Consider the following 12,386-nt stretch of genomic DNA (forward strand, 5'->3'; position numbering starts at 1 on the left):
ACCGCTTTAGTGTCAGAATACTTTCTAATCAGCCAAAGTTAGTATAAGAGAAGGATGTCTCCACAATTTTTTCGAAATGTAGACACCGTGGTTTCTCAATTGGCCGTTGTGCCAGCTTTTGGTTAAAAGAGTGCAATCCCAAGCTACAACGGAGCGAATAGACTTCTTCTTCTTTCCGCGCTGAGCGATCAATTTTTTTATAGGCTTTCGATATAGTATCGGCCGTTTATAAGGAATTCTCTTGCGGTCCCATCCTGTTTTTACGCGAAATACCGATACTTTTTTTTGTTTGCCGACTATGACGGGGAAATGCATAACAGCATTTACGATCGACACGGATGAAGGGACTTGTGCCAAATTAAAGGAAAAATATGATGCCGCCCTCATCTTTCCTTTCCTCGTAAAAAACCGATTGGGTTGCAAAGAAATACTGTTGGTCTTTGGTTTATTCGGAATCATTGCCACTTCACTTTGATAAATTCGGTCCAGTTGGCGGGCTACTTCAGGAAGCGCATGCTCTCTCTCGACATACTCCCTTCCTGCTCTACCTTTTTCCTTACGAAGCGCAGGATTCTGAAGCAAAGAGGCTACAGCATTGTATAGGTTGGCAGGATTGGCGGAAATAATCGGCAAATCTGACGGATAACGATGCTTAAGGTCCTCCCTGATATAGGAAATAACCGGTTTTCCCAAAGCCATCCCTTCGATGGCCACTAAACCGTATGATCCTCTTAACAGATGATCAATAATGATATCGGCTTGCCGATATCGCTGTAAAGCTTCATCTCTGTTCAAACCCTCAACTCGTTCATAATGGAAGGAATATCCTTCACTGCGAAGCCGGTCCAATACTTCCTCAACATATTCAGTTCCTTTGCCTTCCATCGGAGCATGGATAATAAGCGGTTCGCTTCTATGCGCCGATGCGGACGGGGCCAGATTGTCTATTTCTTGTAAGTCTACAGCAAGCGGGAGAACATATACCCGATCGTGCACCTTGGATGCGTAGGCTTGTAATTCATAATCTTTGACAATACAAGCGGGGAATTTTTTCGAAATCATATCCAAGGTTTGTTTAATCTTCTCATCCTCAAAATCATATCCAAGTCTGATATAAGGATTATGAATGATGGCTTCTTCTTCGGTTCGAAGATCTTTTCCCCAGTATTGAAGCAGCTTTTTTGCATGGTCTAGCTTTTCAAATTCTGGGCCGGTTAGCTGCTCTGAAAAATACAGTCCATTATGAAAATGAAAAATGTCGGCGGTCTGATTGGCGACATTCAATAGATGCCGCAGATCCTCAGCTTGATAAACTGAAGCATCGTGTCCTAGATTCTTTAATCCTTTCATGAATAGTTCCATCTGCCCCCCAATTTCGGCAGCACAATGTATGACCTTCAAATGTTTCATCTCCTTTATCAAAAGATATCCGTTAACTAAAAACCTAGTTCACTCTGTATATGCTTATGTCAATGTAAGCTAGTGCGTATGGACATATCTCCTCCCTTGTTAGCCTAAGATGGGGGGACAACGGCTATTCGTGCAGCAATTTCCCGTTTTCTTTTGATTTAGGTAATCGTACAAACATCTGCAACTCTGCTCGCATACTCTCATAAACGAAGGGAGATGTTGTTAATGCGCTTTAGTCATGTCTTGGTAACTGGAGGGGCTGGGTTTGTCGGTTCGCAGCTCGTCCGCAAATTAGAGCCTATCTCAGAACATATTTATGTCATCGATGATTTGTCCGCCGGGAACCGAAATTCCGTTTTGAATTCCGACAAGATCACTTTCTATCAGGATAGCATTACAAATGAAAAATTGTTGGAAGAAGTACTCCCTAAAGTGGAATGGATTTTCCATCTGGCATGCCGCAGTCTTACTCGATCTGTCCTGAATTTGCATGAAGATTTCCACACAAACCTCTACGGCGGTTTTTTACTGCTTCATAAAGCGAAAGAGCTTTGTCCCCAATTAAAAAGGATGCTCTACACGTCTACAGCCTCTGTCTATGGAAATGCATCCGTTCGTCCTACACCCGAACACTGGCATCAGCTGACTACGCCTTATTCCGCCAGCAAGTTTTCCGTCGAGCATTATTGCGAAGTGTTTTATCACATGTATCGTTTCCCCGTCACGACGGTACGGTTGTCCAACGTTTTTGGGCCCGGTCAGTTGCCATCCAATCCATACTGCGGTGTCGTGGCCAGATTTTTTGAAGCGTTGGAGAACAATGTGCCGATGGACATATACGGGGACGGGGAACAAACCAGGGACTTTACGTATGTTGAAGATGCTATAGAAGCTTTGCTTGCTTCCATCACTCATCCAAACAGCCTTGGGAAGCTTTATAATATTGGCACAGGAAAGGAAACAGCTGTCCGTCAGCTCGCAACCATGATATCCGACGTCGCGGGACGTCCGAATTATCCGATTACTTACAGACAGAAGAGAGTGATCGACAATGTCAGCCATCGTTCTGTTGATATAAGCGCTATCATGAATGATTTACAATGGTGTCCAAAACACTCCATGCAGGAAGGCCTCGATAGTACCTATCAATGGCTGCGTCACCAAAATCACAGCTTGTAAGAGAGGGGATAACGTTGTGAAAATACTTTCACTAATGACTCTGGATATGTTCCGCTTGACATTCGGATGGGCACTGGAATCAAATGGTCATCAGGTATACCATCTCAACGATATTAGTGAGGAGCTGCTGGAGCAGGCGATTCACACATTTCGACCCGACATGATCGTAACGATCGGATGGGATGTACTGCATACTAAAACGGATGTTTTTGCGGAGTTTTTAAAACGCCATCGTATTTTTCATTTATATTTCGCGGAAGAGGATTGGTTTCATTTTGAACGTTGGTCCAAACCGTATGTTTCCAAGACATCCCCCCAGTTTGTATTGACCCGTAGCGCCGATAAAATTTCTTCTTATCAAACAATGGGGATAAAAGCCGAATATTTAGACGTCGGCTGCAATCCACATTTTCACCGCCCCATGCCTCCCAATCCAAAGTATGCATGTGATGTTTCCGTGATCGTGAACGGGCAGTTCATGTGGGATATTTTTCGCCGAAAAAGCATCATGAACTTGGTGGCTCCGTTATTGGACGCTCCCTTTCATACGAAAATATGGGGGCGCGATTGGCATGAGATGAAAGACTATCTTGGCGTATCGCCGCGAAGCGAGATGATGCAAGGCAGTATTCCTTATCACCTGACGCCTCAAGTTTATAATTCGGCCAAGATCAATATTAGCGTACAAACCGTTGAGGACCAAATCAGCAGCCGCACTTACGATATTTTGGCATCAGGCGGTTTTTTGCTGACATCGGACAGTCCGGGAGTCCGGGCCAAATTGTCATCGGAGAATGATTGTGCAGTCTCAAGCTCACCGGAAGAAACAATCGAAAAAATCAAATATTATTTGGAGCACGAAGATACACGCAAAAAAAAGGCTGCAAACGGATTAAAGTATGTACGCGAACGGGCTTCCTACCAAAGCACGATTGCTAAGGTATGGCCTCAGATTGAAAGAGAAGTCAAAGCATTTTATGGTTAGTTTTAACCTGGGAGGCTGAGCGACGATGATTAAAAACTTAACCATATTGATTACCTCTGCAGGAGGGCTAACCGGAACATTCTTAATAAAACACTTATTGCAACATCCCATTAAAGGATATAAGTATCATATCGTAGCTGTGGATAGCAGCGAATACGTGTACGCTAAACATGTGGTCGACTCGTTTTATAAAGTACCTGCCAGCAGTGACCCGAGTTACGAAAACATTGTTCTTTCCCTAGTCGAACAAGAACACGTTGACATCATATTTCCAACCACCTCATATGACACGCCATTTTACTCCAAACACAAAGCGGACTTATTAAAAAAGGGGGTTAAGTTGCTTGTTTGCGATGTAAACACCCACGAAATACTTCACCATAAGCAAAAGATGTATCTRTTTATGAAGAACATTGGGCTGCCCGTTCCCGAGGTATTTGAGACGAAAGAAGCCGTTACTTATCCGGCCATCATCAAAAAATGCGAAAGCAGCGGGAGCAAAGAGGTTCGAAAGCTCGAAGATCGTATGGACCTCGACTATTGGAGTGTAAAAATGAAAGATTATGTCGTTACGGATTACATCAGCGGCAAGGAATACACGGTGGATTGCCTTTTTGATCAGAAGGGACAGTTGATTGTTTGCAATCAAAGAGAAAGATTGAAAATGTTAGGCGGAGGAGCTGTCATCTGCCAAAATCAGCATCCTCTGGAAATAAGAGATTACATTCCCTCCATATCTAAACATATCCATTTGGAAGGCCCCGTCAATTTCCAGTACATTCTCAATAGGCATAATCAGCCGTTTATTATCGATTTTAATACCCGATTTGCTTCCGGAGGGCTCCCGTTAACAATTGCTTCCGGTTACGATATTCCAAATTTGATGATTCGCCTCATGCTGGGCGACCCCATCGATGAGCATATCAAGTACAAGAAGGACCAATTAACGATGTACCGCTATTTTCAAGAATATTTCACCGAGGAACCTTCATGAAGCCGACCATATTTTTTGACCTCGATGGAACGATCATTGATGTATGGCACCGATACTATAGCATCATGAGCTCCTTTTTTGAAAATGAGACGGGGCTGCCGTTCCCTTCCTTGGCCGATTATAAGCKGTTGAAGCTGTCTTTAACCGACGATACATCCATCGTCCATCGTATTTATGGTAAGCTTGTTGCCAACCAGCAGGACACGATGCAGCGCTATAAGCATTATAAAAGCAACCGCTTGGAAAGTATGGACTTACTAGATCTGGATACGATGATAGAAGACTTCCCCAGCTTTGCCGCCAACGTGAAGGGGAAATACCATCTGGCTCTGATTACGATAAGAAATCAAAATGAACATGTCTATCTTCAACTTAAACGTCTAAGGATTTATGACTTGTTCGATCATATTTACGTTGTTACGCCACTGAAGGGAGGAAATCCGAAGCAGCGAGCTTTAATGAATATCGCGAGACGCAACGATGTGATCATAGGAGATAGTGAAATCGATATAGAATGCGGGAATAGGTTAGGAATGAGTACATTTCATGTAAGCACTGGTCTAAGAAGCTACGAATTCGCGACTAAGCAAGGACCGGCAGTCAGGCTCGGCAATTACACGGAACTGCTGGAGTATTGTTAATTCTACTTAAAATTGGACAATTAGAGTGGGACTGTTTGATAACCCATGCTTCCCCCTCAAGGACAACTTTCCCATTTGTGGTTGGAACCCCCATGTGCATCCCTTATGGCAAGGGTCGCATTTTGCTCCAAAAAGAACCCCAATCACAATTGTGATCGGGGTTCTTTTGATGAAATAATAGGAGTATGAGTGCTAAATCGTTCTTGCATATGTAGCCATATTATAATTGCTCTCAAACATGATACTGATCGAAATGATATTCTTTCTTACCGTAAAATCAAACAATATTTCCCCATGTGTCCAGCTCTTCTTGCGTTTAAGAGATTCGATCGCCATCTGACGAAAAGATTGAAATTGCAGCTCAGTTAGCCCCATGCTAGACGCTGCAGGTAACACTCCCTCTGAACTCTCAAACGGTAGATGTTTAATGCCAAATTTGCCAATCTCATTGTTGCGAATGTGAACAAAAACCGTGCCCGAGTTTACGTGTGAAAGCTCTTCCTTAAGCTTACGAAATACTACATCGATTTGTCTAGAAAGCGTCAACTGTTCCAATTTGTAATTAATCCCCCTCAAATTATTATTATTTACTAATTATGTTAATATCGTGACTGTAGACCTATTATATATATAAAATTTACATAATTCAACAGTTTATTTCCAATATTTGAATAATTCACTAAATTCTTTATATTTACTTAATATAAATCCCAGTTTCCTTGTAAATAACGAACGATTGTTGTCGAAAAACTGTAGAATGTTTCCATGTTCAATGATATAATTTTCAAATATACCTATAATTTTCTCCACAAGTAAACAAATTTTGCAGAGGAGTCGGTCGGATTGGAACAAATTTCATCCCTGTCGTTTAGAAAGAAACTACAAATTGGTTGTTTTGCACTAATTGGCTTAAATTTGCTTTTCTTAATGATTGTAACTTTCGCCTCGGACTGGAACCGCTTACTTGGAATTATTTTCCTAATTATCGTTCTAGCTGGAAGCTTGCCATTCATCAATTGGTTTGAAGCACAACTTACGGAGCCTATTGCGGATATCTCCCGTATTGCCCTCAACATCTCCAAAGGTGACTTCTCTCAAAAGGTTGCGATTACAACGGATGATTCACTTGGTCAATTGGGACAATCCTTTAACAAAATGATTGACAAGCTCCGCGATATTTTACGGGATACAGGTTCTATTTCGAAGCAAGTTTTCCAGACAAGCCGTGATATCTATGTTAAAAACGAAAGCTTCCGTACAGTCCTAGAACAAGTGAGTATTTCGGCCCATGAGCTAGCAGCTGGTGCAGGACAAATCTCCGAGGAGATTTCAGGCGTTTCCATCACCTCCAAAGATATTGAAGTGAAAATCGTGAATTATGCCGGATCTGCCAATGAAATGAAAAACCGTTCGGATCAAATGATGACGCTCGTTGAAAAAGGACGCACCTCGGTTGAAAGCCAAGGCGTAGGTATGAAACGAAATGTTGAAGTAACTAGACAAGTATCGGATACGATTGACATGCTGGCTCGTCAAGCCGCTGGTATATCGACCGTTACTCGCTCCATTTCCGAGATTGCTGAGCAAACAAACCTGTTGTCCCTCAACGCATCCATTGAAGCAGCTAGAGCTGGTGAGCATGGACGGGGCTTTGCGATCGTAGCGCAAGAAGTACGTAAGCTTGCTGAAGAATCCACATCCCTTACACGTGAAGTATTCGGCTTCGTCAAAAGCATTGAGCAAGGCATTCAGGATGCGATTCGCAGCATTCAAGTCAATGAGGACGTCGTTAAAAAACAAACGGTCTTAATCGATCAAACGGAGATTGTATTTGCTGAGATTGTCGGCAGCGTTGGTTTCATTTCCGAGGAGATTACACGCTTCGCAAAAGAAAGCGAAAGCATGCTTCAAAGCTCAAATCAAATAGCTGCGGCCATGGAAAATATTTCAGCGATTACAGAAGAGTCCGCGGCTGGTACGCAAGAAGTGTCCGCTTCCATGAATGAGCAAATTGCAACTGTACAAGGCATCGTTACGCAAGCAGAAGAAATGACGCGTGTTGTAACACAGTTGCAGCAGACGATTCAAATATTTAAGCTTTAAATGAAATAGAAACAGCCCCTCTTCACTTACCTCAGGGGGGCTGTTTGTTTGTGCGATGAGCGCGAGCGTGGCGTGGCCTGGAAGGCGGCGTTGGTCCGCCCTTCCACCCATCCTACACGCGAACTTTAGCTTCCGTTAACTCCATGAACTGTTTCACGTCTTGCGCTGCCATGTCAACGGCACTTTGCCAGAAATCCGGCTCCGTGAGATCCACACCCAGATGTTTCTGTGCGAGTTCTTCTACGTTCATGCTGCCCGTATCTCTAAGCAGAGAGATGTACTTGTCTTCGAAGGTAGCACCCTCTTGTACCGCTCTTGCATAAATGCCTGCACTAAACATGTAGCCGAAGGTATACGGGAAATTGTAGAAAGGAACGTCAGTCGCATAGAAATGCAGCTTTGCGGCCCAGAAATGCGGATGATAGCTGCTTAAGGCATCCTTGTAAGCAAGCTTTTGCGCATCGACCATGAGCTCATTTAGACGCTCCACACTGACTAAGCCTTGACTGCGTTCTGCGTAGAAGTTCGTCTCAAAAATAAATCGCGCATGAATGTTCATGAAGAAAGCGATTGCCCGCTGAATTTTATCCTCGAGCAAAACAATGCGCTCCTCATCTGTCGACGCACTCTTCACAACGGCATCCGCTACGATCATCTCAGCAAAGGTAGATGCTGTTTCAGCCACATTCATCGCATACTCCTGCGCGAGAGCCGGCATATCCGTCATTACATGCTGGTGATAACCATGCCCTAGCTCATGAGCAAGCGTAGAGACGTTATTCAGCGTCCCGCCGTACGTCATGAAGATACGTGTCTCACCCGCTAGCGGGAATGAGGTACAGAAGCCTCCAGGGCGCTTACCGGGGCGATCCTCTGCTTCGATCCAGCGTTTCTCGAAGGCTTCCTCGGAGAAGGCAGCAAGCTTCGGACTAAATCGCTTGAATTGATCAATGATCAGACTCGCGCCCTCGTCGTAGGAGATCTTCTTGGATGAATCGCCGAGCGGCGCATCCACGTCAACCCATGCCAGCTTCTCAACGCCAAGCAGCTTTGCTTTTCGATTCAGATATTCCACGAAAAGACCTTTATTACGATCAATGACATCCCACATCACGTTCAATGTCTTTTCTTCCATCCGATTGATCGCAAGTGGTTCTTTATGTATGCTTTTCCAGCCTCGAGCCTTATAAACCTGAAGCCGGAAGCCAGCCAAGTGATTTAATGCTTCTGCACAGTATTCTTCTTTATCTGTCCATGCTTTTTCCCATTTATCAAATAGATCTAGCCGTTCTTCACGATTCTCTGTATGCAGCTTATTAAAAGCTTGACCTGCGGATAATTCAACCTGCTTACCATCGACCTCAACAGCCATGCTGAATTGACCTACGGTCGAATTGTACAAATCGCTCCACCCATGATAGCCATCTACGGCCAAATCATTAATTAATGCCTCTTGCTCTGGCGGCAGCTTTTCCTTAGCAAACGAGCGACGTTCATCCAACGAAAAGGCGATAGCCTGATAAGGTTCTTGCTGCAGAATCGCTGCCCAAACCTGATCTGGAATCCCTGTCAGAATTTGATCAAAATGTGTGAGAGAAGATAAATGCTCGGCATATAAGCTTTTGACTTGACCACTTAGCACAGGCGCTTTTTTATCCTTCTGATTGTCCGCTTGCAAACAACCCACGAATGAATCGGCCTCGTGAATATGCATCACATTATGCTGAAGCAATTCAATCAAATGTGCCAGCGCTGAGGTATCCTCTACACTTTGCGGGGAAGCCGTACTGCGTACTTGCTCTTGAAAAGATGCAATGGATTCCTGAAGCTTCTTCAGGTGTGCAGCGAATGCAGGAGAATCACTTCCTCCAGGGAAAAATGTTTCAAGATTCCATGTTTGATTAAGAGGTAATGTTAACAATGCGATCACCTTTCCTTTCCACTTTTAATTAAATCATATCCTGCAGCCAATCGCCAACTATCCGCATCTTCCTCATTGCTTCTATGTAAAAAGTGTGATTCAATTATGTATAGTTTCCTTCGGACTAAATCGGAACAGGATGGGTGATTTCTTAATAATGAAACCGTTGCAAATATCTCCTGAAACAGCTGTTAAGTTAGCTGAGCAGCTTAAAGTACCTTTAGAACATCTCATGCATATGCCACAACATATTCTCCTGCAAAAATTAGCAGAGCTCGCGAAAAATTCCACTTCGGAAACCAGCGAACCAGAATCGAAGTAGACCTTGATACCTTTTGCTAACACTTGGCCTTATGACATCATCATGAAGGACATTTACGTGGCCCAATGTCCATTCTGTCTAAGCCCTAATGTCTTGCTGCCGCTCAAAATTCATGAACTTACTTCCATACATGAAGGTAAAAAGAAGCTGCTCGTCTTCCCATGTTGTCATAGCAAGCTGACACTTGTTGATACGGATCGGGACTATTTACTAGCGGACACCGCGGTACGAAACAAAGACAATTCGTAGTTCATTGCAAGGAGCAAACTAACCTTTATGAAGGAGTACCTCATTCCTTTGACAAGCGCATGTACCTTAGTAACCTTAAATTATTTAGCTTTGAAAGTTCACAGCAAGATGTTGATCGATTCGCACGAACATCTATTTGCATCGTTGCTGACAGGTCTAGCCAGCATCATCATGATGCTGGTTCCACTGCCGGAGACATTTGGTTTAATTGATCTTCGCTCGTTACCCATCTTCATGGCCGGATTGCGATATGGATTGCCTGTTGCTCTCTTCTCAACCCTATTGCCTGCTAGCTTAGGTCTCATCTCACATGAAAGTTCAGCCTGGTTCATCATCGCACAAGACCTCATTGCCCCAGCCTTCATTAGCTCCTTTTTCCATAATAAAGAATTTCGTAATGGCTTCTTGGACATTCCTATTCGACTTGCCCTTCAAATATGTGCTTTCGTATTCATGCTGCGTCTAGTCACGCATAGCTTCCTCACAAGCAGCTTTTCTTGGTCGTATACGCTTGATCAATTGTTTATGTTTGCGCTAACATCTGCCACCCTCTTCATGATCATCCTTATGGTGAATGACGAGAACAACAATTGGCGATTGCAACGAAAGCTTGAGCTGCAAGCTAATCAAGATGGTTTAACCAAGCTGCCTAATTTACGAAGCTTTATGCCAATCGCCCTCAGTGCACTACATAAGCGGACAGTAACCATCATGATGATTGATCTCGACAATTTTAAGCTATACAACGATCGATTCGGACATTTAGAAGGCGATCAACTTCTCCAAGAAATAAGCTCTGTTCTGCGTCAACTAATACATGAGCAAGATTATCTAGCCAGGTACGGGGGTGAAGAGTTTATTCTGCTCTGTACAGAGACTGACCCTACCCGAGTCCTTAGCTACGGCCAAACCTTATGTACCTCGATTGCGGAATTATTTCTTCATAAAAAGAACGGTCTGGAAGCAGCACCTATCTCCATTTCGATCGGGATCTCTACGGCCGAATCCTCGCACACGGATCTTAGAACACTTATTTCGGAAGCCGATCACGCACTCTATCAGTCCAAGCATACTGGCAAAAACCGCCCCACTCTGTATAGGCAACCGCAAGTAAATGAACAAAAAATGAACGCTTGACCCTTCGGTTATATGCCGAATCATGGTTAGCGTTCATTTTATTTGGTTGCTTATCCTGTTATTTATGTAGCTTGTTTCATCTCATCTGGCAATTCTAAGCGCATAGCCAGCATATCCTCACGCGTTGTAGTCCATTGCTCACGACTAGCTCTAATCATCCCTGCATCCATAATCTTACGATCATTGATGATTCGTGAAAACCATTTAATAGCATCAGGGAAACGTTTTAATCTCCGGTTCAGCTCGCCCATTAGATACATAAGCTTCGCGTTATTCAAATCCATGCCTTCCGTTTCAAATACGCTCACATACGCATCCAACGCGAATGAAAGAAAGCGTTCTTCCTGCTCCCTATCCTCTTTGATTCGGTAAAGCCAAGCCAAGTGATGCAATAGACCGGCAACCACACGCGACTTCTCATTTTTGATCTGTGCACTCAGAAGTGCCAGTTTAAAGCTCTGAAGTGAATCTTCCCACGTTCTTTCCCGGCAATAATCGCGCATCGACCAGTTCTGTGCAACTTTATCCTGGAAAACTGCTCGCTCCGCCGAGGTCCATTTATCCGAAAAGTTCTCCGTATGTGCATATCCGCAAAATGGACAAATCCGTACCACGTAGAAATCGGGATTAATATCCTTGTAGTGAATGCAAAAATCCGTATCTGATTTACTTGCTTTTTTGAAGCTTGGTCGAACTTTCTTTGATTTGAACTCATTGGTACAGAAGGTGCATGTCACTGTTATATCATATAAGGGTTCGACCACTTGAAATCCCGCCTTTTTCCCTAGTTAATGTGGGAGGAAGAATGAACTATTCTTCTTCAGGTGTGTTTATGAAATGATAGGCAGAACCTTTAAGCCGTTCTATTAGGAAAGCCTTTAAATCGTCGGGCAAGCCCACATCCGCCATCGCTTCTGTCATACAAGCTAACCAAGCATCGGCATGTTCTTTTGTGATCGGAAATGGCATATGCCTAGCTCGCATCATGGGATGACCATGGCGATCTGAGTACAAGGTTGGCCCGCCAAAAAATTGGGTCAAAAACAGCGTTTGTTTCTCAATAACCGGTCCTATATTAGCGGGAAAGAGCGGCGCAAGTAACGGATGCTGCTGTACTTTCGGATAAAAAGCCTCTACCAAACGACTTACCGTCTCCGCCCCCCCCATTAACTCAAATAATGTTCTGTTCCTGCTCTCTGACATACAATTAAACCTCGCAATTCGTTTTCAATAGTTCTCTAAATCCTCATCCCCTGCGTGCATGAGCGTTTCTCGAATGACAAACACAAACATACAGACAACCAATCCGGCAATGACACCTGTCATTTGAATCACTCCCGATGTATAGGATTTAAGTTTTACTAGTTCTATTTTACCATAAAAACAAGGACTGAACAGTACCATGGACCAAAATAAACGGATACACAGGCCTACTCGGACGTGGA

Annotated in this window: 13 protein-coding genes; 8 read left to right on the forward strand and 5 right to left on the reverse strand. The window is 43.7% G+C overall.

Going from position 1 to position 12,386, the window contains the following annotated elements:
* Positions 1 to 24: 24 nt before the first annotated feature.
* Positions 25 to 1,410 (reverse strand): glycosyltransferase family protein, encoded by a 1,386-nt coding sequence (locus tag AC1DVJ_RS10160; RefSeq protein ID WP_477590413.1) that lies wholly within the window; start codon positions 1,408 to 1,410, stop codon positions 25 to 27.
* Between the two features lie 225 nt (positions 1,411 to 1,635).
* On the opposite strand from AC1DVJ_RS10160, the gene AC1DVJ_RS10165 reads away from it, so the two are divergent.
* Genes AC1DVJ_RS10165 through AC1DVJ_RS10180 form a run of 4 tightly spaced genes read left to right on the forward strand, consistent with a single transcriptional unit; the run spans position 1,636 to position 5,209 of the window.
* On the forward strand, positions 1,636 to 2,589 hold the full coding sequence (locus tag AC1DVJ_RS10165; RefSeq protein ID WP_477590414.1) for an NAD-dependent epimerase/dehydratase family protein: 954 nt from the start codon (positions 1,636 to 1,638) through the stop codon (positions 2,587 to 2,589).
* 34 nt (positions 2,590 to 2,623) lie between these two features.
* Positions 2,624 to 3,574, forward strand: coding sequence for a CgeB family protein (locus AC1DVJ_RS10170; RefSeq protein ID WP_477590415.1), 951 nt, complete (start codon positions 2,624 to 2,626; stop codon positions 3,572 to 3,574).
* Positions 3,575 to 3,599: 25 nt separating this feature from the next.
* Positions 3,600 to 4,568: an ATP-grasp domain-containing protein gene (locus AC1DVJ_RS10175; RefSeq protein ID WP_477590417.1), complete on the forward strand. Its 969-nt coding sequence runs from the start codon at positions 3,600 to 3,602 to the stop codon at positions 4,566 to 4,568.
* Positions 4,565 to 5,209 carry an HAD family hydrolase gene (locus tag AC1DVJ_RS10180; RefSeq protein ID WP_477590418.1) on the forward strand — a complete coding sequence of 215 codons (645 nt, stop codon included), beginning with the start codon at positions 4,565 to 4,567 and terminating at the stop codon, positions 5,207 to 5,209. The genes AC1DVJ_RS10175 and AC1DVJ_RS10180 overlap by 4 nt, the downstream gene beginning before the upstream one ends.
* 192 nt (positions 5,210 to 5,401) lie before the next feature.
* Here the strand turns inward: AC1DVJ_RS10180 and AC1DVJ_RS10185 are convergent, their stop codons facing one another.
* Positions 5,402 to 5,764: an O-methyltransferase gene (locus AC1DVJ_RS10185; protein ID WP_477590420.1), complete on the reverse strand. Its 363-nt coding sequence runs from the start codon at positions 5,762 to 5,764 to the stop codon at positions 5,402 to 5,404.
* Between the two features lie 288 nt (positions 5,765 to 6,052).
* Between AC1DVJ_RS10185 and AC1DVJ_RS10190 the strand changes: the two genes are divergently transcribed.
* Positions 6,053 to 7,312, forward strand: a complete 1,260-nt coding sequence (locus AC1DVJ_RS10190) for a methyl-accepting chemotaxis protein (RefSeq protein ID WP_477590421.1) — start codon at positions 6,053 to 6,055, stop codon at positions 7,310 to 7,312.
* A gap of 112 nt (positions 7,313 to 7,424) precedes the next feature.
* Here the strand turns inward: AC1DVJ_RS10190 and AC1DVJ_RS10195 are convergent, their stop codons facing one another.
* On the reverse strand, positions 7,425 to 9,242 hold the full coding sequence (locus AC1DVJ_RS10195; RefSeq protein WP_477590423.1) for a M3 family oligoendopeptidase: 1,818 nt from the start codon (positions 9,240 to 9,242) through the stop codon (positions 7,425 to 7,427).
* 148 nt (positions 9,243 to 9,390) lie between these two features.
* Between AC1DVJ_RS10195 and AC1DVJ_RS10200 the strand changes: the two genes are divergently transcribed.
* Genes AC1DVJ_RS10200 through AC1DVJ_RS10210 form a run of 3 tightly spaced genes read left to right on the forward strand, consistent with a single transcriptional unit; the run spans position 9,391 to position 10,941 of the window.
* A complete protein-coding gene (locus tag AC1DVJ_RS10200) occupies positions 9,391 to 9,555 on the forward strand; it encodes a YycC family protein (RefSeq protein ID WP_477590425.1) in 165 nt (54 codons plus the stop codon).
* Between the two features lie 3 nt (positions 9,556 to 9,558).
* Positions 9,559 to 9,804 (forward strand): hypothetical protein, encoded by a 246-nt coding sequence (locus tag AC1DVJ_RS10205; RefSeq protein ID WP_477590426.1) that lies wholly within the window; start codon positions 9,559 to 9,561, stop codon positions 9,802 to 9,804.
* Between the two features lie 27 nt (positions 9,805 to 9,831).
* Entirely contained in the window at positions 9,832 to 10,941 is a 1,110-nt protein-coding gene (locus AC1DVJ_RS10210; RefSeq protein WP_477590428.1) for a GGDEF domain-containing protein, read from the forward strand.
* A gap of 62 nt (positions 10,942 to 11,003) precedes the next feature.
* Here the strand turns inward: AC1DVJ_RS10210 and AC1DVJ_RS10215 are convergent, their stop codons facing one another.
* The gene (locus AC1DVJ_RS10215; protein ID WP_477590430.1) at positions 11,004 to 11,705 is read right to left on the reverse strand and encodes a DUF2225 domain-containing protein; all 702 of its coding nucleotides are present in this window, start codon (positions 11,703 to 11,705) and stop codon (positions 11,004 to 11,006) included.
* 46 nt (positions 11,706 to 11,751) lie between these two features.
* Positions 11,752 to 12,144: a globin domain-containing protein gene (locus AC1DVJ_RS10220; protein ID WP_477590431.1), complete on the reverse strand. Its 393-nt coding sequence runs from the start codon at positions 12,142 to 12,144 to the stop codon at positions 11,752 to 11,754.
* Positions 12,145 to 12,386 lie beyond the last annotated feature (242 nt).

Source organism: Paenibacillus sp. P4_A9 (genome assembly GCF_056402415.1).

Bases quoted from the DNA above. Each gene is read 5' to 3' on its own strand.
- AC1DVJ_RS10160 (WP_477590413.1), bottom strand. From the start codon at position 1,410: ATGAAACATTTGAAGGTCATACATTGTGCTGCCGAAATTGGGGGGCAG.
- AC1DVJ_RS10165 (WP_477590414.1), top strand. From the start codon at position 1,636: ATGCGCTTTAGTCATGTCTTGGTAACTGGAGGGGCTGGGTTTGTCGGT.
- AC1DVJ_RS10170 (WP_477590415.1), top strand. From the start codon at position 2,624: ATGACTCTGGATATGTTCCGCTTGACATTCGGATGGGCACTGGAATCA.
- AC1DVJ_RS10200 (WP_477590425.1), top strand. From the start codon at position 9,391: ATGAAACCGTTGCAAATATCTCCTGAAACAGCTGTTAAGTTAGCTGAG.
- AC1DVJ_RS10210 (WP_477590428.1), top strand. From the start codon at position 9,832: ATGAAGGAGTACCTCATTCCTTTGACAAGCGCATGTACCTTAGTAACC.
- AC1DVJ_RS10220 (WP_477590431.1), bottom strand. From the start codon at position 12,144: ATGTCAGAGAGCAGGAACAGAACATTATTTGAGTTAATGGGGGGGGCG.